This window comes from Pseudoalteromonas sp. 1_2015MBL_MicDiv, from assembly GCF_002407505.1.
GTDB lineage: Bacteria > Pseudomonadota > Gammaproteobacteria > Enterobacterales > Alteromonadaceae > Pseudoalteromonas > Pseudoalteromonas fuliginea.
Window position 1 is genome coordinate 312476 of the sequence record NZ_CP012738.1, and the last position, 25035, is coordinate 337510.

20 protein-coding genes are annotated in these 25035 nt (G+C 40.0%); 7 read left to right on the forward strand and 13 right to left on the reverse strand.

Translation table 11 applies throughout. From position 1 onward, the window contains the following. Window positions 1-67 precede the first annotated feature (67 nt). Together AOR04_RS18915 and AOR04_RS18920 are read left to right on the forward strand one after the other, a co-directional pair. A complete protein-coding gene (locus AOR04_RS18915; protein WP_096794315.1) occupies window positions 68-1606 on the forward strand; it encodes an EAL domain-containing protein in 1539 nt (512 codons plus the stop codon). Window positions 1607-1681: 75 nt separating this feature from the next. Then, on the forward strand, window positions 1682-2200 hold the full coding sequence (locus AOR04_RS18920; protein ID WP_096794316.1) for a hypothetical protein: 519 nt from the start codon (window positions 1682-1684) through the stop codon (window positions 2198-2200). Between the two features lie 80 nt (window positions 2201-2280). Here the strand turns inward: AOR04_RS18920 and AOR04_RS18925 are convergent, their stop codons facing one another. Then, on the reverse strand, window positions 2281-4533 hold the full coding sequence (locus tag AOR04_RS18925) for a TonB-dependent receptor (protein ID WP_096794317.1): 2253 nt from the start codon (window positions 4531-4533) through the stop codon (window positions 2281-2283). A 285-nt stretch (window positions 4534-4818) separates the two neighbouring features. On the opposite strand from AOR04_RS18925, the gene AOR04_RS18930 reads away from it, so the two are divergent. The 4 genes from AOR04_RS18930 (at window position 4819) to AOR04_RS18945 (ending at window position 9552) form a co-directional block, all read left to right on the forward strand. Continuing rightward, on the forward strand, window positions 4819-5826 hold the full coding sequence (locus tag AOR04_RS18930; RefSeq protein WP_007378432.1) for a LacI family DNA-binding transcriptional regulator: 1008 nt from the start codon (window positions 4819-4821) through the stop codon (window positions 5824-5826). A 175-nt stretch (window positions 5827-6001) separates the two neighbouring features. Next, window positions 6002-7240: an MFS transporter gene (locus AOR04_RS18935; protein ID WP_096794318.1), complete on the forward strand. Its 1239-nt coding sequence runs from the start codon at window positions 6002-6004 to the stop codon at window positions 7238-7240. A gap of 14 nt (window positions 7241-7254) precedes the next feature. Further along, a complete protein-coding gene (locus tag AOR04_RS18940; RefSeq protein WP_096794319.1) occupies window positions 7255-8766 on the forward strand; it encodes a trehalase family glycosidase in 1512 nt (503 codons plus the stop codon). Between the two features lie 96 nt (window positions 8767-8862). Next, window positions 8863-9552 (forward strand): helix-turn-helix transcriptional regulator, encoded by a 690-nt coding sequence (locus AOR04_RS18945; protein WP_008134135.1) that lies wholly within the window; start codon window positions 8863-8865, stop codon window positions 9550-9552. A 65-nt stretch (window positions 9553-9617) separates the two neighbouring features. Here AOR04_RS18945 and AOR04_RS18950 read toward each other — a convergent pair whose 3' ends face one another. Genes AOR04_RS18950 through AOR04_RS18965 form a run of 4 tightly spaced genes read right to left on the reverse strand, consistent with a single transcriptional unit; the run spans window position 9618 to window position 12745 of the window. Continuing rightward, entirely contained in the window at window positions 9618-10391 is a 774-nt protein-coding gene (locus AOR04_RS18950) for a CsgG/HfaB family protein (protein ID WP_096794320.1), read from the reverse strand. Continuing rightward, entirely contained in the window at window positions 10391-10813 is a 423-nt protein-coding gene (locus AOR04_RS18955; RefSeq protein WP_033015061.1) for a curli assembly protein CsgF, read from the reverse strand. Before AOR04_RS18955 ends, AOR04_RS18950 begins: the two co-directional genes overlap by 1 nt. Further along, entirely contained in the window at window positions 10803-11204 is a 402-nt protein-coding gene (locus AOR04_RS18960; RefSeq protein ID WP_096794321.1) for a curli production assembly/transport protein CsgE, read from the reverse strand. The genes AOR04_RS18955 and AOR04_RS18960 overlap by 11 nt, the downstream gene beginning before the upstream one ends. A 38-nt stretch (window positions 11205-11242) precedes the next feature. Next, window positions 11243-12745 carry a curlin gene (locus AOR04_RS18965; protein ID WP_096794322.1) on the reverse strand — a complete coding sequence of 501 codons (1503 nt, stop codon included), beginning with the start codon at window positions 12743-12745 and terminating at the stop codon, window positions 11243-11245. Window positions 12746-13326: 581 nt separating this feature from the next. Here AOR04_RS18965 and AOR04_RS18970 point away from each other — a divergent pair. Continuing rightward, window positions 13327-15831, forward strand: a complete 2505-nt coding sequence (locus tag AOR04_RS18970; protein WP_096794323.1) for a S8 family serine peptidase — start codon at window positions 13327-13329, stop codon at window positions 15829-15831. Between the two features lie 102 nt (window positions 15832-15933). On the opposite strand, the gene puuE is transcribed toward AOR04_RS18970, so the two are convergent. Genes puuE through xdhA form a run of 8 tightly spaced genes read right to left on the reverse strand, consistent with a single transcriptional unit; the run spans window position 15934 to window position 24992 of the window. Continuing rightward, window positions 15934-16866, reverse strand: a complete 933-nt coding sequence (puuE, locus tag AOR04_RS18975) for an allantoinase PuuE (RefSeq protein WP_096794324.1) — start codon at window positions 16864-16866, stop codon at window positions 15934-15936. 1 nt (window position 16867) lies between these two features. Then, on the reverse strand, window positions 16868-18079 hold the full coding sequence (locus AOR04_RS18980) for a urate hydroxylase PuuD (protein ID WP_096794325.1): 1212 nt from the start codon (window positions 18077-18079) through the stop codon (window positions 16868-16870). Between the two features lie 5 nt (window positions 18080-18084). Then, window positions 18085-19449, reverse strand: coding sequence for a guanine deaminase (gene guaD, locus AOR04_RS18985; RefSeq protein WP_096794326.1), 1365 nt, complete (start codon window positions 19447-19449; stop codon window positions 18085-18087). 2 nt (window positions 19450-19451) lie between these two features. Next, window positions 19452-19790: a hydroxyisourate hydrolase gene (uraH, locus tag AOR04_RS18990; protein WP_096794327.1), complete on the reverse strand. Its 339-nt coding sequence runs from the start codon at window positions 19788-19790 to the stop codon at window positions 19452-19454. Continuing rightward, window positions 19787-20287 carry a 2-oxo-4-hydroxy-4-carboxy-5-ureidoimidazoline decarboxylase gene (uraD, locus tag AOR04_RS18995; RefSeq protein ID WP_096794328.1) on the reverse strand — a complete coding sequence of 167 codons (501 nt, stop codon included), beginning with the start codon at window positions 20285-20287 and terminating at the stop codon, window positions 19787-19789. The genes uraH and uraD overlap by 4 nt, the downstream gene beginning before the upstream one ends. Beyond that, window positions 20284-21174, reverse strand: coding sequence for a xanthine dehydrogenase accessory protein XdhC (gene xdhC / locus AOR04_RS19000; protein ID WP_096794329.1), 891 nt, complete (start codon window positions 21172-21174; stop codon window positions 20284-20286). Before xdhC ends, uraD begins: the two co-directional genes overlap by 4 nt. Continuing rightward, the gene (gene xdhB, locus AOR04_RS19005) at window positions 21167-23506 is read right to left on the reverse strand and encodes a xanthine dehydrogenase molybdopterin binding subunit (RefSeq protein ID WP_096794330.1); all 2340 of its coding nucleotides are present in this window, start codon (window positions 23504-23506) and stop codon (window positions 21167-21169) included. The genes xdhC and xdhB overlap by 8 nt, the downstream gene beginning before the upstream one ends. Further along, entirely contained in the window at window positions 23493-24992 is a 1500-nt protein-coding gene (gene xdhA, locus AOR04_RS19010; RefSeq protein WP_096794331.1) for a xanthine dehydrogenase small subunit, read from the reverse strand. The genes xdhB and xdhA overlap by 14 nt, the downstream gene beginning before the upstream one ends. Window positions 24993-25035 lie beyond the last annotated feature (43 nt).

Genomic DNA, 25035 nt, shown 5'->3' on the forward strand with positions numbered 1-25035 from the left:
ATTTTTTAAGTCATTATGTATTTATAAAATGTGTATTTAAAGCACACACTATATTAGTAAGGATACGATGAAAAAAGGCCATAAGAAATCAATAATAGCACTGCTAACTGGCATATTGGTTTTTGTGACAGGGAGCTTGATACTACTTTATTTTGCAGGCCAAAAGCTAGCAGCTACAATAAGTGAAGACGCTACACACCTAGTTAAGCATATCGATACCGCAGTACAAGAACGGCGCAGAATTCTTACTCCATTAAATAACCTCGGTTTTAAACAATGTGACCAAGCAACGTTGCTTGAGATGCGTCGTGCTTTATTTGATGCAAAATATGTAATAGATATAGGTTTTTTTAAGAACGATCAGCTTGTATGTACTACAGGAGCTGGGTTGTTAGATAAAGTTATTAATGATAAAAGCCCAGATTATATTATTGTAGATGAAAATATTCGAGTACGCTTTGAACCTCAATTGTATTTATTGTTGTTTAGTGACCGCCCTATGGAAGTTATTATAGTGCGTCAAGGTGACTACAACCTAATAATAGATACTAAAGTATTCAATGATGACGTAATTAGCTCACCCATGTGGGAAGTTGTTTATAAACATAAGCGTTCTATTAATCATTTGGCAGGGCAAAGTGGTGTTTACGATACGTTAGTCAATAATGTTTATCTTCCTTATGAAAGGCAGCTGGTATGCAGTGAACAAAATAGCAATTACTGCGTTGCACTTCATATGCCTTGGAATAAATTTTTTGCTAAAAATCACTTTTTACTAATTATATCCCTCATTTTAACCTGCTTGGCTGGAGTATCGAGTGCATTACTTGTTGATAATCTGATTGCCGATCGTCGTTCTACATTTAATCGTATTCGTTTAGGTTTAAATAAAAACTCTTTTTATTGGACCTACCAACCTATTATTTGTTTGCAAACAGGCACAGTAATAGGTTGTGAAGTACTTGCTCGTTTTAAAGATAAATATGGAACACTCTACCCAGATCAGTTTATTCCGTTACTCAGAAAAAATAATTTAACTTGGAAATTCACTGAAGCAATGATTGCAAAGGTGCTTAAGGAACTTACAGCTATTGATATTTTACCTGAGGGTTTTAAAGTATCGCTTAATATATTTCCATATGATGTAGAGCAAGGAAATGTATCATCTTTAACGCAAGTTTCTGAACTTACTAATTCTCGATTTATTATTTGCCTTGAAATTACCGAAGATGAATACCTTGATACCAGTATTGCTCATGCGCATTTTAGAGCGTTGGTTAAATCGGGTTTTAACTTGTCATTAGACGATTTTGGTACGGGTTATTCTAATTTAAAAAATTTACAAAATTTGAGCTTTCATCAGTTAAAAATAGACCGTACATTTGTGCAAGATATAGCAACTGAGGGTCTAAAGGCTTCTATGATCCCGAACATTATGGAGCTTGTGACAAAGTTTAATTATACCTGTGTTGCAGAGGGCATTGAAACTAGTGAGCAAGAAGCTATCTTAAAAACTGCGGGAGTGCATTACGGGCAAGGTTGGAAGTACGGCCGACCAATGAAGGTTGATAAGTTTCATGAATATATGGCAAAACAGAGTGTTTAAATTTAGATATTTGTAATTTTTAAAACATATAAACAAACGTTATTATAAAACTAAAATGTTAGGAACTTAATCATAATGAAATCAATACTAAGTGTTTTTATTTTTGTATTACTGAGCGCATGTACATCGCAGTACCCAAATCAGCAAGTTACGGGTAAGCAGTTTCCCAATATTAGCGGTGAAAGCTTAGAGCAAAACATAGTGACTATACCCCGCGACTTTAACGCAGATAAAACACTGCTGCTTATTGGTTACAAGCAAGACAGCCAGTTTGATATAGACCGTTGGTTAATTGGTTTAGATATGGCGGGTGTAACGCTTCCAACTTACGAACTACCAACCATTGCAGGTATGGCACCACGTATGTTTAGCACATTTATAGACAGCGGTATGCGCAAAGGCATACCTAAAGAATTATGGGGTGGGGTAATTACTATCTATAAAGATGGTGAAGCGGTACAAAAGTTTACAGGTAATCAAAGCCCAAATAACTCACGTGTGGTACTTATAAATAGCAGCGGCGAAATTTTATATTTTTATGACCGAGGTTTTTCGGTTGATGCGTTAAATAAATTAAAAGCGAGTATTGAGTAATTCACTTTAGCCTTTAAATTTATTTGCTTAGGTTAATTAAAGTGAAAGGGAGCTAATGCTCCCTTTATATTGTATTTTATTTAAAACGCGTAACTTACACTAAAGCGCGTTGTACGAGGCATAATGTAACGACCATTTGGTGCATCAGCATTACGTGGATCACCTTCTGTAATGCCTTGCTCATCCGTTAAGTTATCTATTGCTACTTGAAGCTTAATGCCTTCCATTGGTTCTAGTATTAAACCTAAATCAACTTTTTCGTAGCCATCGAGTGTTACAGTGTTTTCGTTATTGCCAAAGCGATCATCAACCGCTGAAAGTGTACCGTATAAAGTTGCATACATACCTTGTAGCTCAAAGTCGTAACTTGGCGTTACACGTACTTGCCATTTTGGTTGGCGCTGGGATTGGTTGCCATCGTTTGTTGGACTTTGAGTAATTTCAGCATCTTGTAATGTGGTGTTTAAATTAACAGAAAAACCAGACTCATGGTTAAAGTTATAATCGAGCTCTATACCGTACGCTTCATTTGTTAAAATTTCTGCTGGTACACCTGGGCGACGTACAAAGGTGTCGCCTTTTACTTCGTTTACAAATACGGTCGCATAAAAGTCGGTTGATTCAGTAATTAATTTATAACCTAGTTCACCTTGAGTAATTTCTTTAATAAGCTTTTCGCCACCTTGGTAAGCATCAAAATTATCTCTAAAATCATCAAAATACGGCATTTTATAACCACGGTTAACACGGGCAAACACACCCATATCATTGTTAATTGAGTAGTTTAAACCTGTAGTCCAAGAGGTTTTACTTTCATCGTAGCTAACGGCTTTAGTAATAATGCCGTCAAGGCCTTCATCTACACTGTAATGTACTTCGTGGTTTTCTTGACGTACGCCAACATCCAGTGTGAATGCATCAGCAAATTTGTATTCACCAGTAACATAAAACGCGTGAGTTCGGGCATCACCTGTTGAGCTAATATCGTAGTTAAAATCACAGCCATCGGTGCTTTGGTTACATTCAATACCGGTTAATGCTTCGCCACCTGATTCAAGTACATGGTATGCAGTGTTACCTAAGCTCCACCAATCTTTTGCCGAAGTGCTTGCGGTGTAGTAACCAAAGGTTGTTGATAAATCACCAAACTTTTTTGAAAAAGCTAAATCATTAGTAAATGAGCTGATTTCTTTAAGTACTACCCATCGACCAAGTTGTTGGACAGGGGTATCGCTTGCGTATTCAGTGTTTGTAACTGCTCCAAATGCAGTTTGGCCGTTATCAGCGACTGCGCCAATGGTTGTTGCTGAGCCACTTGGTACTAAACCGTAGGTGTTTGCATCGCCTTTAGTAATGTTAAAACGGTCTGAAAAGTGCCAACCATTTTTAAGTTCGAGCTTAATACTTCCGCCTGAAACATGACCGTCCCAGCCTCGGCCATCACCTAAGTCAATATCGTGTGCTTGTGAATCAGGCCCTGTAAATATTGTTGCTTGGCGATTTAGCGTGCCTAGTTGTGTGTATTGTGCGTCAATACCATCAACATTGAGTGGCGTTGGTAAGTACCACGCGCCGTGGTCGTCAGTTTGGCGGGTATAAAAGTTAAGCTCGCCGTTATCTAAGTTTTTAGTGATGTTAATTGTAAATTGGCTGCCTTTTTCTGACGTAAAGCCCGCATCACGAATACCTGGTGAACTTTTTACATACCCGCCAACCATAAAGTATAAATCGTCAGTAATTTCACCACTCATTACAGCATCAATGCGCTGTAAGTCGTAATCAGAAGTTGTGTATTTAAATAAGCCTTCTGTTTCTTCGCCACCACGTTTTAACCTAAAGTTGGTTGTTAGCCCAGGTTGTCCGTTAGATAAAACAGGGTTTGGCCCACCACGTAGTGCTTCTACAGTTTCAATGGTTTCATCAACACGAAACATTGATGAATTTTCTAAAAACGATAAGGTTGACGCTGGGTAAATTGGTGAACCTTCAATACTTAGCGTTAAAAATGGGGCATCTCCACCGCCAGGAAAACCACGAACAAATACATTCGCACCTGACTCACCACCTGAGCTTTCTACCCAAACTCCAGGTATTGCTTTAAATAAGTCAGCGGTGCTTTTTGGAGACAATTTAATAATTTGTTCACTATCGATATTAGTTACCGCATAGCTGGCATCTATTTTTCTTATTCCAACACCTGTGGGTGTTCCTGATACTACAATACGCTCAACTTTTTGTTTTTCTTGTGTTTGCTCTGCAGCAAATGCGCATTGAGTGCTAAGCGCTAAAGTAATGGCACACGCTAGTGTACTTTTTGCTTTACTGATTTTCATGTGTGTGATCCCGTTTTTAGTGTATTAAACAGTGTATTTCTGCAGTCTTTTTACTAAAAATCATTGTAAATAGGCTGTGTATATTGAAACCGTAGAGATAAATGCAAACGTTTGCAATATTTATTTGTAAATTATTTATGAATTTATATAGTTTATTTATTGAGCTTATTTATATGTTAAACACTTTTTAGGTCGTTGTTCGCGCCAGCAAAAAATAATAATGCTATATTGTCAGCGAGTTAGATAATTGTATTGATCAGTGGTAAGCGACTATTTAGGAAGATCATGAATAACAAAAAAATTAAATTAACTGATTTAGCGAAACTAGCAGGCGTGTCTACCTCTACAGTTTCACGTGCGCTTAATGATAACCCGCTAATTAAACAAGAAACGCGCGATAAACTTCAGCGCTTAGCTAAAGAGCATAATTTTAGTCTTAATACGGCTGCAAGTCGGTTGCGGACACAAAAAACCAATGTAGTTGCGGTTATAATTAACCTTGACGAACAAACAGAGCAGTCGATTAGCGATCCGTTTTTACTTAAAGTAGTGAGCGAAATTAATCTTGCACTTAATCAGCAAGGGTTAGAGCTTTTACTATCTAATTCAATCATGGCGCAAGACGATTGGGCTAATTATTTTATTAATAGCCGCCGTGCAGACGGTATTATTGTTGTAGGTCAAGGTAAAAACCAAACCAATATAGAAAATGCAGCTAACGCAGGTATTCCGCTGGTGGTATGGGGAGATCCTAAAACACCTAGCAATTACCCCATTGTAGGAAGTGACAATTACTTGGGAGGCTTGCAAGCAACAACGCATTTAATAGAGCACGGAGCTAAAAACATCGTATTTTTAGGCGATCCAGAACATGGTGAAATTAGTGAGCGTCACAGAGGGTACTCTGCCGCATTAGCATCTCATAAATTAGAGCAACATGTTGTATCTATTGATATAACAAGTAGCTCAGCGTATCAATCAATCAACCAATTACTGCGTGAAAAAGGCCTTTATTTTGATGCTATAGTTGCATGTAGTGATATGGTTGCCTTAGGTGCCATGAAAGCCTTAAAAGAGCGTTATGTAAGCATTCCTAATGATGTCGCTCTAGTAGGTTTTGATGATATTGCTATGGCCGACATTAGCCACCCTTCATTATCAACTATCCGACAAAACACACAGTACGCAGCCACGCTATTAGTTCAAAAGTTGATGCAGCAACTAGCTGGTGAAAAAGTTGAATCACAAGTAATTGATATTGAACTGATTACCCGCCAATCAAGTAAACGATAGTTTATAAATCATGTTGAGTTAATGTTAAATTTAAAATGCAAACGATTGCATTGGTAGCTATTCTAAACTAAACTCAAACCTCACTGATATAAACACACACTGTGTATGCACTTGTTATGGGCATACAATAAAGGTCGTTATAGCGTTTAAATAACGCTTTAAAGCGAGGGTAATTATGAGTAAAACAAAAGTCACACTGGCAATTGCAGCAAGTTACTTTATTTTCGCTATTTTGTTAAATAGCGTGGGCACCGTTATTTTGCAGGCAATAAATACCCTTGGGGTAAGTAAAACAGAAGCTTCAGTGCTTGAGGGGTTTAAAGATTTATCCATTGCGATAATGTCATTTGTAGTGGCTTCGTTTATTCCTCGCCTAGGCTATAAACTGGCCATGCTTGGGGCACTTACTGTTGTTGCCCTTGCTTGTGTAAGTACGGCTTTAATTAGTGACTTTTATGCGTTTAAAATTTTATTTGCCGCCATTGGTTGTGGCTTTGCTGTGGTTAAAGTGTCGGTTTACTCTATTATCGGCCAAGTGACAGATGATGCAAATAGCCACTCTTCATTGTTAAACACCATTGAAGGCATTTTCATGGTTGGTGTGTTAAGTGGCTATTGGATTTTTACTGCTTTTATAGATCCAAACGATTCAACCGCGTGGCTCAACGTTTATTACTTACTGGCAGCGCTAACCCTAATTGTTATAGCGAGCGTAATTGCTGCGCCTATAAAGCCCGCCATTATAAGTAAAACTAAACGCTCTGGTTGGTTCGATTTTATCGCCATGCTTAAGCTAACATATCAACCGCTGGTACTCATATTTATAATTAGCGCTTTTTTATACGTATTAATTGAGCAGGGCGTAGGTACTTGGCTACCCACATTCAATAATGAAGTTTTAAAACTTCCTATAGCTATTAGTATTCAGCTGGCCAGTATTTTTGCTGCGGCACTTGCGTTTGGGCGCTTAGTGGCAGGGCAAGTACTTAAACACATTCACTGGTTTGTTGTATTGAGCAGTTGTTTAATTGCGATGGCTGGCCTCATACTTATTACCCTACCGCTTACTGAGAATGTTACTGAAAATACAGTAATTAGTTTATTTGATGCACCACTTGCTGCATTTATTTTACCGTTAATTGGTTTTTTCATGGCGCCTATTTATCCGGTACTTAACTCAGTTATGCTCAGCGCTCTTGAAAAACATCGCCATGCAGCTATGACTGGTTTAATTGTGGTTTTTTCAGCACTTGGAGGAACAACCGGTTCAATAATAACTGGTTATGTGTTTGAGAATTTTAGTGGGCAGCATGCATTTTACCTTTCTTTGGTACCCATTAGTTTGATTTTTATCAGCGTGATTTTTTTCAAAAAGCGAACCGACGCTATCTCGCAACATGCAACGACAGCTTAACAGTAAGGAAAGTTATGAGTTTTTTTGACAGCCAATTATTTAAAGATGTTCAAACGCAGCATATATTTAGCGACTGTAAAACATTCGCAGATGCAATTGCGCGTGTTAATTGGCAAAGTGCATGTAAAAGTTATGAGCAATTAGCGCCTTTAACTAATACGCAGCTTAGTGAGTTTGTAAACGCACACTTTATTACTTCCCCAGTGCTAGCAATGGGCACTGAGGCTGATACGACATCGGTTAAACATTATATAAACTCGTTGTGGAGTGGCCTTAGAAGAGAGGCGGATACCCCAAAGCAAGATTCATTACTAGCACTAAAGCACAGCTATATTGTGCCTGGCGGGCGCTTTCAAGAGATTTACTATTGGGATAGTTATTTTACAGCATTGGGTTTAATCGATGCAGATAAAGGTGATGTAGTTGAAGATATGCTACTTAACTTTGTCGATTTAATTAACGATTATGGTTGTATTCCAAATGGTAACCGTCGCTATTATTTATCACGCTCGCAGCCACCGGTTTTAGCACTCATGGTCGAATTATTATGGGAACATACGCATAGTAAATCACTCAATACGCAATGGCTTGCCATGTGTGTTGCAGCACTTGAAAAAGAATATATATTTTGGATGCAAGGCGCTCAGTTGCTTTCGACTAATGTATTGAGCTCAAAGCGGGTAGTAAGAATGCCTTGTGGTGGTATTTTAAATCGTTATTGGGACGATGTAAGTGAGCCAAGGGCAGAGTCATTGCGTGAAGATTTAGCGCTAGCGGAAGGGTTGGCGAAGGAGAAAAAATCTGATTTTTATCGTAATATTCGCGCAGCGTGTGAGTCGGGTTGGGACTTTAGTTCTCGTTGGCTTGGTGAATCTAATTTACTAAGCTCTATTCAAACAACTGATATTGTTCCTATAGATTTAAACTGCCTTATGTATAACTTAGAGAATCAGTTAAGCAAATTCTTTCAATTGCTCGGCAATAGTGAACAAGCAGAGCATTACCAATTACTTGCTAGCAATCGCAAGGCGCTTATTAATGCTTACCTTTGGAATGAAGCAACCGGTTTTTTTGTTGATTATAACTGCCGTACAACGACTCAATCTCCAATACTTAGTGCAGCGGCAACTACTGCTTTATTTGTTAATTTAGCCAGTAATGAGCAAGCAACTAAGGTAGCTACAAGATTAGCCAATGAATTTTTAAAAGAGGGTGGCATTGTTACAACTATTACTCAAACGGCTCAGCAGTGGGATAGTCCAAATGGTTGGGCTCCACTACAATGGTTTGCGGTAAAAGGGCTTAATAACTACGGTATAACACAATTGAGTACACATATAATGCAAAATTGGGTAAATATGGTTGAGCAAAACTTTGCAGCAAATAAGTGTTTACTCGAAAAATACAATGTGTGCACACCAGCGGTTTTAGCCGGTGGTGGTGAATATCAAGTACAGCCGGGTTTTGGTTGGACTAATGGTGTAACGGCAAGATTTTATACGTTATTAAATAATCCAGAGTTTTAAATAATTGGGTTACTTATAATTTTTTAATACCATTATCGGATTGTATGTTACCTATAACTTAGGTAATGTTGCATAAACGTTTCATGGATGAAATTTATGTCACATAAAAATCACGTATTTGTAAGAACAACTTTTCAGTCATCTTTCCACTCTCATAGTTACACCGCTATATTAAGAACACTACAAGCGCTGTTTACCGATATAAAAATGGATGACACAGTACCTCAGCTAGAAGAACGATCGCACTATGATTTGTTTTTGATTGATGGCACTAAAAATAATTGGCAAGACCTTATTCCCACCGATTTAATTTGCTTAGCGAAGCACTGTAACGTTGTTGTCTTTAATGTTGAGCGAGAAACGGTATGTGAAAAGAACTTACTTCTCAATCATTTCAATGGCGTATTTTATAAATCGGATCCTCCAGAAGTTATTTTTAAAGGATTAGTTAAAATAAATGCTGGTGAACTCTGGTTTGCACGAAAAATTATTTCAATCGCATTCAATGATATTTTGGCTGTAGCATCATCATTTAACAGTTTGTACGATGGTATAGAAATAAAAAAAGATGATTATGATCATTTAACTAAACGAGAAAAATCGGTTATTTATCTCATAGCGCAAGGTGCCAGTAATAATGCTATTGCCGATAAACTTAATATAAGTGACCACACAGTAAAAACCCATTTATACAGTGCGTTTAAAAAAACTAGTTCGCGTAATCGAGTAGAGCTAGCTAATTGGGCACAACGTTATATTTCTGTTTTACTGCCAATGGCTAAATAACCTTTTCAGGATTAAATTTTTGTATAAATAAGGCGACTTAAAAGTAGCCTTATTTATTTTAATTATTAACTTACTTTTTTGGCCCATAACCCTTTATCAATGCCCTTTGTTATTAGGTCTGTAAGTGCTTTTTCTATTGCTTGGGTAACACAAATACTCATAGGTTCGTTATCACTAAAGCCAGCTTCTGCTTCAGCTAATCGTTTGTAACTTACGTACCTAAAAAATCCGGCACGCATTTCTTGGCTCAGTACTTTTTTGCTGGTTGCTACCGATAGTAATACTTGCCCTGTTCGTACATCAACAGCACGTAAGTATATTGAAATAGCATCTTCACGGTAAAGCTCTGATGCGCCTATTCCAAAGTATTCCATACCTAAACCACCTGTTTTTACATTGGTGTCGTAGCTAATAATACCGCCTTCTAAAATTATTTTGGCGGTTGTTAATGGGGGTAAATCTGGTTGATTTGGATTATCTGATTGAGCCGCCCGAATGATTTTTCGCTCTGTTAGTATATTTTGCAGACCCTCACGTTCAACCGGTGTAAACCAATCCGACTCATGTAAGGCTTGTATTAGTATTGAATTAGCCCCCTGAGTTACAGCGGTAGAAAATGAACTCACATTTGTTTGCGGTTTATATTGGCCTGTTTGATCTCTAAATGAATAAACTGAAACAGGAATACTACCCATGGGTTTGGGTAGGTTTTTTAAATCAGAAAAAATTTCTGTTGGTTCTAAGCTCATTGCTTGCTGCTGCTGTGGTGGTATTAAATTTCCCAAACTTGCGCAGCCCGTTACGCTAAGAACTACAATTGTTATAAATAGTTTATACATTATCCAAACCTCGGTACTTCAATGATCACCACGGTGTCATCAATTATATTTGTTATTCTTACGGTAATGCTATCTGTGGTACTGGTTATAACTTCTATTTGGTAATCGCCACTCATAAATATGGAATCTTGATTGAAAATACTGTCGTCTATGTTTTCACCAAACGCCATATCTGTTATTTCTCTTACCATTCGATTTAAGTAAGTGCGTTCTAAAGAATCTTGAAATTGCTCGGTGTAACTTTTTTCTATTACTGGAGCTTTATGTTTATTTTGAGCTTGTGCTTTGCTAAGTAGCATATTCGCATTGAGAGGGTTACCGCCAAAGCTTGGGTTAATTGGGGTATAAATTATTTCAGTCGCGGCGGCTGAAAAGCTTAATGTTGTTATTATAAATATTATTATTCTCATTTTACCATCCATTTATGGCCATATCGGGAGACGACACTGCCATATTTTCACGAGCCATTGCATCAATTACGGTATACACGGCTTGTTCAACACGTTCATCTAATGGCTCTAACCTTCGGCCTAAGTATGTTGCATACACCAGTCTATTGTTCATTATTAAAGAAAGTTTAGTGCCTGCTTTTGGGATTACTGTTTCTTTAATTTCAATATTAAACCCTGTAGTTGAGGGTAAATCTCGCCAGTAATTTGAGAACTCGTAATAAAATTGATGACCAAAGCGACTAATGCTTCTATCGAGTAATAAACCGTCTATTTCCAACTCATCAGCTGCATAACCTGCAGTGCTAAAAGATAATGAAATTACGAATAAGAAACCAGCGAAGCTATTTTTTTTATTGTTCATAATTAAAAGGGGAGAGTTACTCTCCCCAACCTTTGCAATTACATTTGTGTAATTGTTGCCGTATTACCATCACCCATTTGAGTAACAGATACTGTACTGTTAAAGCCAATGACAGCGCCTTCAACAATATTATCGTTACCCAACTGAGTTACGCTAAATGATACGTTTTCACCGCCAACTAAAAAGGCTGATTGCTCTGTTCCGCCAACCCAGTTATTTTCACCTTGTTGTGAAATATCAATGCTGTGGTCATTGCCTTCAACCATTAAATCAATAACATTCATTTCGCCAGTTTGAGCAATATCAATTTGACTACCGTTACTGTCTAAAATGCCAGCAAGTGTTAGCATTGTTTCATTTAGAGCACCATCTTGAACAATATCAATATCGTTATCGTTTGAAGTAAGTGAAGTGTCTGGGTAGGATGACTCCACAACAGCGGTATTATCTTGGCCTGTTTGTGTTAGATTTATGTCGTTATCAGAGCCATTGAAGTTAACTAAATGTGCTGAGTTAAATTCACCTACCTGATCAATCGTAAATTCATTATCAGAACCTAACACGCCCATGTAAGCGTCATTGAACAAACCATTTTGATTACTTGTTAGCTCATTATTATCACCAATAAGTTCAGCGGTAGCAGTGTTGTATGTATCTACTTGAGTAATGGTTACTTCATTGTTTTGACCTTCAAATAACGCTGAGTCTGCGGTGTTGTTACTGCCTTCTTGGTCAATGTCTATTTCGTTATCATTACCCACAACCGCTGCAAATGTTACAGCATTTGTATTGCCATCTTGTTCAATGGAAAACTCGTTAGCGTCGCCAGAAATAGCACTGAGTGTTACCGCATTACGATCGCCATCTTGCTCAATATCAAGCTCGTTGTCGTTACCTTGTAAAGAACTGACTTTAAAGGTGTTCCAGTAACCTGCTTGCTCTAAATCGAGTGTATTTTGATCGCCAGTGAGCATTGTTATTTCAGCTTCATGCCATTCACCCGTTTGCAGCGAAGTTATTTCGTTGCCATTACCTTGCATATCCATGTTGTAGAACCAATGACCGCCAGTGCCTTGTTCTACTTCAATCAAGTTGTCATCACCAGTTACTGTATTTATAGCTTCGTTATTGACCAAAACACCTTGGCCAACCTGTGTTACAAGTAAGAGGTTATTATTACCAGTAACTTCGGTTATTAATCCATTCGCAGTACCATCTTGAGCGTATGCTTGTGAGTTGCTATCACCAATTGTAGTTACTTCAGCATAGTTACCAAACTGTGCTTGGGTTACTTCTGTATCGTTATTATTGCCTGTTGTTGTGACAAGCATGGTATTGCTATCGCCATTTTGTATTAACAATGCCGTATTATTATTCAATGTTTGAGCAAGTGTCATTGAATTAGCTGTACTTGCAATAGATACCTTGGTGTTAAGTTCAGAGCTAGATACTGATTTATTACCTGTTTCAGCATATGAGGCAAAGCTAGTACTCATTGCAATTGCAACCGCGCAGCTTAGAATTGATTTGTTCAACTTCATTATTTTTCTCCTTGAAATGATAAAATCAAACACCTTAAATGTTATAGGTTTTAATAAGGTATTTGCTGTCTCAGCATGCCGTGCCGATATAATGTTTTGTGATCCGCTTTAGTTACTTATGTAAGTGAGTGAAGCGAAATATATGATTATTGAGTAAGAACGAGTCTTGTCATAAAGCTAACACTGACAAAGTTTAAGCTTAAATTCATAATCAAGTACTAACTGTATTCCTCAATATGAATTTCTTAAATCATCATTTTTTACCAATTTTTTTATTTTATATTTCAAATGGTTAAGCTTATACCCTTGCTTTTTTAGATTTTATTCGAAAAAAGCAGTAAAAAAACATGACCCTATATTGGGTAGAGATAAGTGTAATAAATTCATTATAATGACTGTATTAGGTGTTTTTTTTTGCCAATTCTAGTTAAAAATAATGGTTTTTTGTTATTTTTAATCTTTATTACTTGTTTAATTTGGTGTTTGGTTGTTTGCTTATATCTTGCCATGTGATCCCTTGTACTTGAAGTAGTGAAAAACTTGCTTAGTGTTTCTAAGCCTTCCCTACTATGGATAGAACAATGAAAACAAAATTATCTATTATTACGCTCGCGCTACTACCTTGTTTAGCTTCTGCAAAGTTACCTGATGCAGGTGCACTGCAACAAGTTACTGCAAGTAGTGACTCTATAATTGTTAAATATAAAAAAAATACAACGCCACAAATGCGTAAACAAGTACGCGCTATGGTTAAAGCTAAAATATCGGATTTAAATAATGATGAGGTTGATGATAACTTTACGTCATTATTTTCGGGCCGTTTAGCTAAGTTTAAAGTCTCTGGTATGAGTACCAAAGAAGCTATTGAGCGTTTGAAGTCAAATCAAGCTATTGAATATGTAGAGCCAGATTACCGAGTGAGTATTGCTACAAGCTCTCCTAATGATCCTCGTTTTGATGAGCTATGGGGTTTAAATAATGAGGGCCAAACAGGTGGTGTTACAGATGCCGATATTGATGCACCTGAAGCGTGGGACATTTCTATCGGTAGCCGCGATGTTGTAGTGGGTGTTATTGATACAGGTGTTGATTATAGTCATCCCGATTTAGTTGATAACGCATGGGTTAATACGGGCGAAATTGCTGGTGATGGTATTGATAATGACGGCAATGGTTATATTGATGACATTCATGGTATTAACGCGATTACAGATGCTGGCGACCCAATGGATGACCAAGGACATGGTTCTCATGTGTCAGGCACAATCGGTGCAAGCGGTAACAATTCAACGGGTATTGTAGGTGTAAACCAAGAAGTATCTATTGTTGGTTGTAAGTTTTTAGATGCGGCTGGTAATGGCTCAACATCAGATGCAATTAAGTGTATTGACTATATGGTTAACCTTAAAAATTCAGGTGTTAATTTACGTGTTCTAAACAATAGTTGGGGTGGTGGTGGTTTTAGCCAAGCTTTAGCTGATGCAATTACAGTAAGTGAGCAAGCTGACATTTTATTTGTTGCCGCTGCCGGTAATGATGCAGTTGATAATGATGCAAACCCGCATTACCCATCAAGCTATGAACACGAGAGTGTTTTTTCTATTGCGAGTACTGATAGCAGCGATAATTTATCTGACTTCTCACAATGGGGTTTAACCAGTGTTGATATGGGGGCACCTGGTAGTGCTATTTTATCAACAGTCCCTGGTAACGGTTATGCTACTTACTCAGGGACTTCAATGGCAACACCTCATGTTGCAGGTGTTGCTGCACTTGTGTTGTCAATCAACCCAGATTTAACAACCACAGAACTTAAACAGTTATTGATGAGCAGTGGTGATGTAAATACTGCATTACAAGGTAAAACGGTTGCTGGCACTCGACTCAATGCAAACCAAGCATTACTTGATGCAGACCCAACCCCGAGTTTTATAATGTCTGTGACACCTGTATCACAGCAAAAAACAGTAGGCGAAACTGCATCGTATACATTTGAAATAGGTTCTATTGCACAGTGGGATGGTGAAGTAACACTTGATTTAACATCTAGTCTTGGTGGTGCATATTTATCTGCATTAACAGCACGTCCAGGCGAAACAGTACAGCTTAGTGTTGAGACCGATGAAAATACGCCATGGGGTGATTATGAGTTTACTGTTACAGCAACATCAGATGATATTGTTAAAGAAAAAACAGTAAGTTTAATGTTACAACCTGCTGGTTTAAATGACTTTACGTATAGTAATGAAGAAAATCTACCGATCCCTGATAACGATCCATTAGGCGTTAATTCGGTTATCACAGTTGCTGATGATTTAACTATTTTTGGTACTTCAGCAGATGTAAATATCACACATACGTGGTCTGGCGATTTAGTACTTACACTTATTTCACCGCAAGGCTCTGAAGTCACTCTACAAAGTAATCAAGGTGGTAGCGAAGACGATATTGTTAAAACGTTTACATCAAGTGTATTTAATGGCGAAGTAGGAACCGGTGATTGGACATTAAATGTTGTCGATACGGCAGGTATAGATACAGGTAATATTAATAGTTGGTCACTTACGTTCAGTGCTATTGGTGAAGTAGGTGCACAACCACCTCTTGCTAGTTTCACTGTTGATACACAAGGGTTAACCGCTGCATTTGTAGACACAAGCAGTGATGCTAATAATGATATAACACAGTGGAGCTGGAACTTTGGTGATGGTGCAACATCAACTGACTCAAGACCAGTACATGCCTATGCCCAATCAGGTAGTTACGATGTAGAGTTAACGGTTACAGATAGTGAAGGTAATACTGATTCATTTACTCAAACGGTTGTTGTAAGTGACGTGACCCTTGAGCTGAACTTAAAACGCGCTAACAAAACACGTTTAGGTACAATGCGTGTAGAACTTAGCTGGGAAGAAGTGGGTGCAGAGTCATTAAGCGTTTACCGTAATGGCGAGTTAGTTGATACCGTTTCAGATAACGGTCGTTACCGTGATTACGTGCGTGGAGCTACGTTACCATCGTACGATTACCAATTATGTGTAACAGAAAATGTGTGTTCAAATATCATCACCGTTTCTTTTGAATAAACTTTATTACATCTAAAGTAATTTAAGCCCAGCAAAGCTGGGCTTTTTTATGTTTACGATGAGGGTAATAAGTAATTAGAATTTATTTTTAATGGATTACAGCTATGCTTTTTTATACGGGTGGGTTTTAAGCCAGTGCTCGGCTATTTGTTCACGCGTGGCAAACCAAACTTGCTCATGCGATCGGGCATATTCTAAAAACCGTGCTAATGCTTTTATTCTTCCTGGTCTGCCAATTAAGCGACAATGCAAACCTATCGACATCATTTTTGGGGCGTTTTCACCTTGTGGGTCGCCTTCTTCATAAAGCGTATCAAAGGCATCTTTTAAATAATTATAAAATTGATCCCCGGCATTAAAGCCCTGCACGGCAGCAAAGCGCATGTCGTTTACATCAAGCGTGTAGGGCACTATTAACTGTGGTTTACCTTCTTTAATACTGTAAAAAGGTAGGTCGTCGCTGTAATCGTCGGCATCATATAAAAAATTACCATTTTCAACTACAAGTGCTGCGGTATTTGGGCTAGTTCGGCCGGTATACCAGCCTTTGGGCTTTTTACCGGTAAGCGTTTGAATGATCTCAATGGCTTGTTGCATGTGCTCGCGCTCGGTTTGCTTATCTATATTTTGATAATTAATCCAGCGCAGGCCATGGCTTGCAATTTCGTGACCCGCTTCAACAAATGCTTTAGCTATATCGGGGTGGCGCTCAAGGGCCATCGCCACTGCAAAAATGGTGACCGGTATATCGTATTTTTTAAATAAACGCAGTAGCCTCCACGCGCCAGCGCGTGAGCCATATTCGTAAATAGACTCCATGCTTATATGGCGGTCTTCAACATGCGGGGCAGTGACTATTTCTGATAAAAACGTTTCAGCCGCAGCATCACCATGCAGCACGCAGTTTTCGCCGCCTTCTTCGTAATTTAATACCACTTGGACGGCAATACGTGCTTTATTGGGCCAATTTGCATGGGGTACATCAGGGCCATAACCAATTAAATCGCGCGGGTAGTTTTTAAATTGCTCACTCATTTTATTGCTCCTTTTTAAGTGCTGTGAGCCAAGACCCGAGCGTTTCGCGCTCTGTGTCAGTCATTTGGGTCATATTAGCCAGTGGCATGTCTTTGGTTATAACCGCGCGGGTATGAATAAGCGTGCTGGCTTTTTTTACATCACTAATAGAGTTGAGCTTAAAGCCTAGCGGCGCTGTTTGAAAAAGCGCAGAGGTGGGTGTTTCGCTGTGGCACTGTGTACAGTGCTTACTAATTATATCCCACGTTTGTGCGTCGGTAATACTTGCTTGTAAAGGCGCGCTTTCGCCTGCATTTGTTGGTGTACTGGGCCAAGGGGCTATGGCGAGCATAAGGGCAAAAAAGGCTGCAATACCGCTTACAAGTACTGAGGGTTTATTAACGCCTTGATGCTTTAAGTTAAAATAATGGCGTATCCACATACCAATACCAAACAGCGCAATTAAAATAAGCCAGCCAAAGTTGTGGCTATACGTGTAAGGAAAGTGATTGCTAAGCATTATAAATACTACAGGTAATGTGGCGTAGTTATTATGAATAGAACACAGCTTTGCCTTTAAACCTGGCGCTGAATCAGGGATTCTACCGGCTTCTACTTCACTTACCATATAGCGCTGGCCTGGCATAATAATGTGATATACATTCCCCACCATACACGTGCCAATAAGTGCACCTACATGAATATACACAGCGCGGTCGCTAAATAATTGATCTACCCCAAAAGTCCACAGAGCTAATAAACCAATAACTACAGCAATAAACACTTTGCCGTTTTCGACCAGTGGGGTTTTACACAATAAACGATAAACACCATAGCCTAAGCCAATAAAACCAAGGGATGCGCCAATAGCTGCAAATTTACTTAGCTCACTTTTACTGTTATCAATTAAATACACATCGGCGCCAACATAATAAAGTAAGCTAAATAGTAATATACCGGTGATCCACGTTGTGTAGGCTTCCCACTTAAACCAATGCAGAGTATGAGGCATTTGTTCAGGGCCATTTTGATACTTAGCCACTTCGTAAAAGCCACCACCATGCACGGCCCATAAATCGCCTTTTATGCCTTTATCTATTTTCCACTGCGGTGGTGTTTGTAGGTTGTTATCAAGCCATGCAAAATAAAATGAAGCGCCAATCCATGCTATACCAGCAATAACATGAAAATAACGCAGTACTAAATGAGCAAGCTCAAATAAATAGTTTTCCATAACGGTTAAGCCTCTTCTAATACCGGTGAGCGGGTGTCTGAAAATTGATTGTTATCATCGCGCTTATACACACTTTTACCCATAATGTAGGTTTGCTCAACGCAGCGGTCGTCGCCTAACATCATCATTGCAAACAGTTTTTCATGCAGGGTTTTGGCATGCTGTATTCTAAATTTTAAAAATGGGGTTGCTGAACAATCCATTACAATAAAATCGGCTTCACAACCGGCTTCAAAATTACCAATTGTCCCTTCTAAATTGAGCGTTCTAGCACCGCCGAGTGTTGCTAAATACAACCCTTTAAATGCTGAAAACTTTTGACCTTGTAATTGCTGAATTTTGTACGCTTCGTTACCTGTTTGTAGCATAGAAAAGCTTGTTCCCGCGCCTACATCGGTACCCATGCCTACGTTTATGCCGTGCTCTTCACAGGCTTTTAAATTTAAAAGTCCTGATCCTAAAAATAGGTTTGAGGTAGGGCAGTGCGATATTGCCGCATTGTTATCTGCAAGGCAGCATAGCTCGCGCTCAGATAAATGAATACTATGGGCAAATACTGAGCGTTTACGTACCATTTTTGCTTGCTCGTACACGCCTAAGTAATCTTCGGCTTCTGGAAATAGTCCTTTTACCCATTCGCACTCGTCTTTGTTTTCAGATAAGTGTGTATGCAGGTAGGTGTCTGGGTATTCTTCAAGTAACTGAGTGCATTTTTGTAATTGTTCTGGGGTTGATGTGGGGGCAAAACGCGGCGTAACTGCGTAGCTTAACCTATCAATATTGTGCCATTTTTCGATGAGGGCTTTAGATTCGTCATAACTTGTTTGCGCGCAATCAGATAAGTCGTCAGGGCAGTTACGATCCATCATTACTTTACCGGCAATCATGCGTAAATTGCGTTTTTGTGATTCTTTAAAAAACGCATCAACCGATTGCGGATGCACTGTGCCAAATACAAGGGCAGTGGTTGTGCCATTACGCAGCAGCTCGTCTAAAAAGCGGTTAGATATCTCTTTTGAATAATGCTTACACGTGAACTTTTTCTCTGTCGGAAACGCATACTCGGTTAACCAACTTAGCAGTTGCTCGCCGTACGCACCCACCATTTCGGTTTGTGGTAAGTGTATGTGGGTGTCAATCATACCAGGCATAACGAGTTTGCCATCGTGGCGGATAACACGCGCTGATTTATCAATTGTTGGCAGTATGTCGTGCTCGTAGCCAAGCTTAACTACTTTGCCGTGCTTGATAACTAATGCGCCTTTTTCAAAAAAACGATGGGCGTTTTCGCCAGCAATGGCAGGGTCGTCAACAAAGTCGAGTATATCGGCACAAACTACTGTTAAGTTATTATTGTTTTGCGTGCTCATTATTAGCTACCTCTGTATGTAGAGTAGCCAAACGGGCTAAGCAACAACGGAATATGGTGATGTTTAGTATCTTGTAATCTAAACGTTATTTGCGCCTCTGGGTAAAACGCAGGGGTAGGTTGGTTTTGGTAATAACTATCTAAATCAAATACTAGCTTATAGGTTGCAAATTCTACTTCTGTATTTAGCCAGTCGGTAATACGCCCATCGGAATCGGTTTTGCTTTGGGTTAGTTGTACCCATTCGTTATTTGTAAGTTTAAATAGCTTAACAGCAACGTTTGCTGCTGGTTTTCCGGTGCTGGTATTGAGTATATGGGTGGTTATAGGGCTTTTGCTCATAGCAGTGACTCCAATCTTATTTTTGTTATTTTGGCTTGTTCGCCCGCGGCTATATTTAGCTCTGTACTGCGGGTGTTGTGTATGCGCTGCTCTATGAGTTCGAGCATTTGTTCGGCCGTTTTACCGGTGGCGCACACAATAAAAATAAAGCCAAACTTGTTCAGGTACTCTTTATTGAGGGCAATCATTTTGGTAAGTACGGCTTCGTTTGCTTTGCTCATACCCGATTGCTCATGCCCCGCTTTTTGTGCGGTAGCAGCGTATTTTTTGCTAAGGGTTGATAAGTCGCCTATTTGCGGGTGGCCTTCAAAGGCAGCTAAATAGTCGCTTTCGCCAAGGCTATCCCATATGCTTTGTGCGCATTCAAACAGCTGCTGAGCACTTTTAAATGGCATTGCTTTTACCATGCCCGCCACCCAGTTAGGGGCCGCGCAGCAATGCTCAAGTGCTTGTTTTACTTGTGCATCATTTAGCGTATTTATTTGTAAACTACTCATGCGTTTACTTCCTCTTGCGTGGTGCTAATTAAGGCATTTTTTAGTGTGCGCCATTGCAAGCCTTGGCGTTTTGGCTCTTGGGTTTGCATAGCCTGATAAAGGCCAATTAGCTGTCCACTAATCGAAATAGCCACTTCCATTGGTAATTTGCCCGTAATGTTATTAAGCCCAACAGGGCAGGTCATTTGCTGTATTTGGTCGGCTGTAAAATCGCGATGGGCTAGGCGTTGCTTAAAACGTTTGGCTTTAGTGTCAGAGCCAATGACGCCCAGCCAATTGGCATCAGCGCGTTTAATAATGGCTTGGGTGAGTGCAAAGTCGAGCTGGTGGTTATGGGTTAATATTAAGTAATTGTTAGCTTTTGGTGCGCGTTTTACTTGCTCTGTTGGTTCTTCATCAACCACTTTTACTACGTTATTTGGAATAGCTTGTGGGAATACATCGGCGCGGCTATCTATCCAGCGTATGCGCATAGGTAGTTGTGCCAATATACCAATAAGCGCCTGTGCTACGTGGCCTGCGCCATAAATGTCTAAGGTAAAGCGCTCGCATTGCATGCATTCAAGCATAACGGTGGCAGCCCCGCCGCAGCACTGGCCTAAATTTGCACCTAGGTTAAATTGCTCAATTACTTGGGCGGCTTCGCCTTTGGCAAGTAGTTCGCGGGCTTTTTCTATTACTACGTACTCAAGATGGCCGCCGCCAAGGGTGTCGTAAATATGCTCGCCGCTTATTACCATTTTTGAGCCTGTGCCACGTGGGGTTGAGCCATTAGTGCCAAGTACCGTGGCAATTACATAATTAGTGCCGCTTTGTTCGTGCTCGTTTATAGCCTGCGCCCAGTTTTGCGTATGAAAACCCTGAAACGACTCATTTAAATTAGTCATGTTGATTCTCCTTAAACCAGCTAGCGGTTTGCTCAATTGCATTTAATACTCGCTCTGGGGTTGCGGGTGTATCCAGTGGGGCTGTGTATTTGTAATCAGCCACACTGCTTATGGCATTACGAATAGCGCTCCATACACTAAAGGCCAGCATAAATGGCGGCTCGCCTACGGCTTTTGATCTAAACACGGTGGTTTCTGGATTTGCTGAGTTATAAAGATTGACGTTAAATTCGGCAGGGGTATCGCCAATGGCTGGTATTTTGTAGTTGGCAGGGCCAAAGCTTGCAAGTTGGCCTTTGTCATTCCATTGTAAGTCTTCGGTTGTTAGCCAGCCCATACCTTGTACAAAGGCGCCTTCAATTTGCCCTATATCAAGTGCTGGATTAATTGAACTGCCTACATCGTGCAGTATGTCAACGCGGGTTACCGTGTTTTCGCCGGTTAGGGTATCTACTTCTACTTCACTGAGTGCTACGCCGTGAGCGTAGTAAAAAAATGGGCGGCCTTCGCCTTTGGCTCTATCGTAATGAATTTTTGGTGTGGCGTAATAACCGGTAGATGAAAGCGATATACGATTCATGTAAGCAAGGTTTGCAAGTTCGCTAAAGCTAATTTCACCTTTACTAAAAGTAATGAGGTTATCTTTAAATGTAATACTTTGGCTGTCTACTTCAAAGTGCTCGGTAATAAAATCAATTAAGCGCCCTTTTATTGTGTTTACTGCATTTAGCGCCGCCATACCGTTTAAGTCGGTACCACTTGAGGCCGCTGTTGGTGAAGTGTTTGGCACCTTGTCGGTACGCGTAGCGCTAATACTTACCGCGTTAAAATCGACCCCAAAACCATGGGCTACAATTTGCGCAATTTTGGTGTTTAGCCCTTGGCCCATTTCGGTGCCGCCGTGGTTTAAATGTATAGAGCCATCGCTATATACATGTACTAATGCACCAGCTTGGTTTAAATGTTGTACGGTAAACGAAATACCGTATTTAACCGGCGTCATCGCAAAGCCTTTTTTGATAATAGGTGACGATACGTTAAATGCTTTAATAGCCTCTTTACGTGCCCAGTAGTCACCCGACTCCTCAAGCTGGTTTATCATATCTATTAAAATATGTTGCTCTACGGTTTGATGGTACGGCGTGGTATCGCGGCCTTTTTTGTATAAATTAAGTTTTCGGATCTCAAGCGGATCTTTACCTAATTTGGCGGCTATATCGTCCATTATTAGCTCGCCCATAATCATGCCTTGCGGGCCACCAAATCCTCTAAATGCGGTATGGCTTACGGTATTTACTTTACAGCGATTACCCTTAATTGTGGCGGCTGGGTAGTAGTAGGCGTTATCGACATGAAACATGGCGCGGTCTACAATTGCATCTGATAAATCAGGCGAGTAGCCACAAAATCCGTTTACGGTAATGTCGGCACCTTCTATTAAACCATTTTCGTCAAAACCAACATGATAGTGATTATAAAACGGGTGGCGCTTACCGGTTAATTTAAAATCGTCGCTACGGGCTAGGCGCATTTTTACTGCGCAGCCAAGGTGGTAAACCGCAAGAGCTGCAAGGCATGCCCATGGTGCGCCTTGGGTTTCTTTTCCGCCAAAAGCACCGCCCATACGGCGGGTTTCTACGTTTACAAAGCTAAATGGCTTTTTTAAAATTTTAGCGACTAAGTGCTGCACCTCAGTAGGGTGTTGCGTAGAGCACTGAACATGAATGCCTCCGTCGTTATCAGGTTGCGCCAGCGCAATTTGGCCTTCTAAATAAAAGTGTTCTTGCCCGCCTATGTTTATTTCGCCTTTAAGCTGGTGGGCTGCGTTATTAATGGCGTTTTCGCTGTTACCACGGTTAAGTGAATGGGGCGGCCTTACCCAATGCTCTTTGCTAATAGCTTCTTTAATATCGAGTATGGGTGTGGTTTGCTCGCACTCTATAACCACTAAACGTGCCGCGCGACGTGCTATGGTGTAGCTGTCGGCAACGACAATTAATACAGGTTGTCCGTGGTATTGAATTTCATGGTTAGTGAGTAATACGTCACCAGGAAATACTGGGCCAATATCTAATTTACCCGGTACATCTTCGGCCGATAAAATACGTTTAACGCCTTCAACTGCCAGTGCGTGACTTGTATCTATTGATTTAATAAAGCCGCTTGTAACAGGGGCGAGCACTGGGTAAGCATGCAGGCAACCGTATGGCTCAGGGTTATCGTCGGCAAAATTTGCACTGCCACAAACTTGTTTAATAGCGCTTTCGTGATATTTAGACTGTCCAACGCTACCACCTTGCGCTTTTAGTTTATCCATTTCAAAGTGACGCATGTGAGATCCTCGTAATGGCAATGTTGTTATTGTTGCGTGCTTGCGACTCACAAAACTCAATACCAATGCGTTGTAATAAGTTTTTGCTTACCGTAGTGCGATAATGCGCACTGCTTCTTACATCGCTCATAGGTGTAAAGTCATCGTTAATAGCCGTTGCTGCGTCTATAAAGCTACTTACTTGTAACGATTGAGATATCAGCTTTTGCTCAATATGCTGCGCGCGCTTAGGAATAGCTGCCATACCGCCCATAGCGCAGCGGGCTTGAGTAATCATGTTTTGTGAATGCTCTATAGCAAGTACCAAACAAACGGTAGATATATCGTCTTCAAAGCGTTTTGATATTTTATGACATGCCAGTTTTAGTGACTCTGGGCGCTTTGGGATGGTGAACTTACTAATTACTTCATCGCTTTTAAGAACCGTTTTTTTGTAATCAATAAAGTAGTCGGCAACTTTAATAGTGCGCGTGCCTGCGCTGCTTAATAAATCCATTGATGCATTAAGAGCGATTAAAAGGGGAGCTGGATCGCCAATAGGAGAGGCATTCCCTATGCTGCCACCCAGTGTGCCGCTGTTACGTACTTGGCTTGATCCTAAGCGTTCAAATAGCTCTTTTGACTCTGGGTAATGGTTATAAAATACTTCAACAAATTGGCTATAAGGAAGTGCTGCACCAATGTGTAACTCACCGTTATTATCTGCCAAGGTGCAAAGATCCTTTACTTGGCTAAGGGAAATAATTACATCCGGTAAGAGCATGTTTTGGCTAAGCTCAATGGCAAAGTCGGTGCCACCAGCAACTAAATGTGCATAAGGATAAAGCGCTTTTAGCTCAACAAGTTGCTGGGCAGTTTGTGGTAAGTAAAATTTGCGAGGACCATTTTTTAAAAATGGAATATCGTCATCATATTGCGTATTAAGTGATGCTTTAAATTGAACGGCCATTGCTGAGTACGGTTCAGCTTTGCGTTCATAGCTATAGGCTTTTTCGGCTGCAAGTAATATAGGGCTATAACCTGTACAACGGCATAAGTTACCGCCAAGTGCATGAATAATCGCTTTTTTACCAGGGTACGTTGGCTCATTAATATAAAGAGCCAACAAACTCATTATTATACCGGGCGTGCAAAAACCACATTGCGAACCATGGCACTCTACCAGTGCACGTTGTACGGGGTGTAAATCGGTTAAGTTTGGGTATAAGCCAGTAGTCACAGCCTCTACTGTTACTATATGTTTTGCATGCGCATTACCTAATAACAATAAACAGCTGTTCATTGTTTTGTATTGCCAACTAGTTTGCCCGTTTGCATTTATACGCTCTTCACCCACTAAAATTGTGCACGCGCCACAGTCGCCAGTTGCACACCCTTCTTTGGTGCCCACTTTCCCTTTTTTGGTGCGTAGCCAGTCCAAAATGGTGAGACTTGGCGAATATTCTTGTACTTCAATTGGCGTGTTATTTAATAAAAATTGAATCACACAGACCCCCTTAATTTTTATAAAGCCCTGATACATAAAGGCT

Bases quoted from the DNA above. Each gene is read 5' to 3' on its own strand.
- AOR04_RS18915 (WP_096794315.1), top strand. From the start codon at position 68: ATGAAAAAAGGCCATAAGAAATCAATAATAGCACTGCTAACTGGCATA.
- AOR04_RS18920 (WP_096794316.1), top strand. From the start codon at position 1,682: ATGAAATCAATACTAAGTGTTTTTATTTTTGTATTACTGAGCGCATGT.
- AOR04_RS18925 (WP_096794317.1), bottom strand. From the start codon at position 4,533: ATGAAAATCAGTAAAGCAAAAAGTACACTAGCGTGTGCCATTACTTTA.
- AOR04_RS18930 (WP_007378432.1), top strand. From the start codon at position 4,819: ATGAATAACAAAAAAATTAAATTAACTGATTTAGCGAAACTAGCAGGC.
- AOR04_RS18935 (WP_096794318.1), top strand. From the start codon at position 6,002: ATGAGTAAAACAAAAGTCACACTGGCAATTGCAGCAAGTTACTTTATT.
- AOR04_RS18940 (WP_096794319.1), top strand. From the start codon at position 7,255: ATGAGTTTTTTTGACAGCCAATTATTTAAAGATGTTCAAACGCAGCAT.
- AOR04_RS18945 (WP_008134135.1), top strand. From the start codon at position 8,863: ATGTCACATAAAAATCACGTATTTGTAAGAACAACTTTTCAGTCATCT.
- AOR04_RS18950 (WP_096794320.1), bottom strand. From the start codon at position 10,391: ATGTATAAACTATTTATAACAATTGTAGTTCTTAGCGTAACGGGCTGC.
- AOR04_RS18955 (WP_033015061.1), bottom strand. From the start codon at position 10,813: ATGGATGGTAAAATGAGAATAATAATATTTATAATAACAACATTAAGC.
- AOR04_RS18960 (WP_096794321.1), bottom strand. From the start codon at position 11,204: ATGAACAATAAAAAAAATAGCTTCGCTGGTTTCTTATTCGTAATTTCA.
- AOR04_RS18965 (WP_096794322.1), bottom strand. From the start codon at position 12,745: ATGAAGTTGAACAAATCAATTCTAAGCTGCGCGGTTGCAATTGCAATG.
- AOR04_RS18970 (WP_096794323.1), top strand. From the start codon at position 13,327: ATGAAAACAAAATTATCTATTATTACGCTCGCGCTACTACCTTGTTTA.
- puuE (WP_096794324.1), bottom strand. From the start codon at position 16,866: ATGAGTGAGCAATTTAAAAACTACCCGCGCGATTTAATTGGTTATGGC.
- AOR04_RS18980 (WP_096794325.1), bottom strand. From the start codon at position 18,079: ATGGAAAACTATTTATTTGAGCTTGCTCATTTAGTACTGCGTTATTTT.
- guaD (WP_096794326.1), bottom strand. From the start codon at position 19,449: ATGAGCACGCAAAACAATAATAACTTAACAGTAGTTTGTGCCGATATA.
- uraH (WP_096794327.1), bottom strand. From the start codon at position 19,790: ATGAGCAAAAGCCCTATAACCACCCATATACTCAATACCAGCACCGGA.
- uraD (WP_096794328.1), bottom strand. From the start codon at position 20,287: ATGAGTAGTTTACAAATAAATACGCTAAATGATGCACAAGTAAAACAA.
- xdhC (WP_096794329.1), bottom strand. From the start codon at position 21,174: ATGACTAATTTAAATGAGTCGTTTCAGGGTTTTCATACGCAAAACTGG.
- xdhB (WP_096794330.1), bottom strand. From the start codon at position 23,506: ATGCGTCACTTTGAAATGGATAAACTAAAAGCGCAAGGTGGTAGCGTT.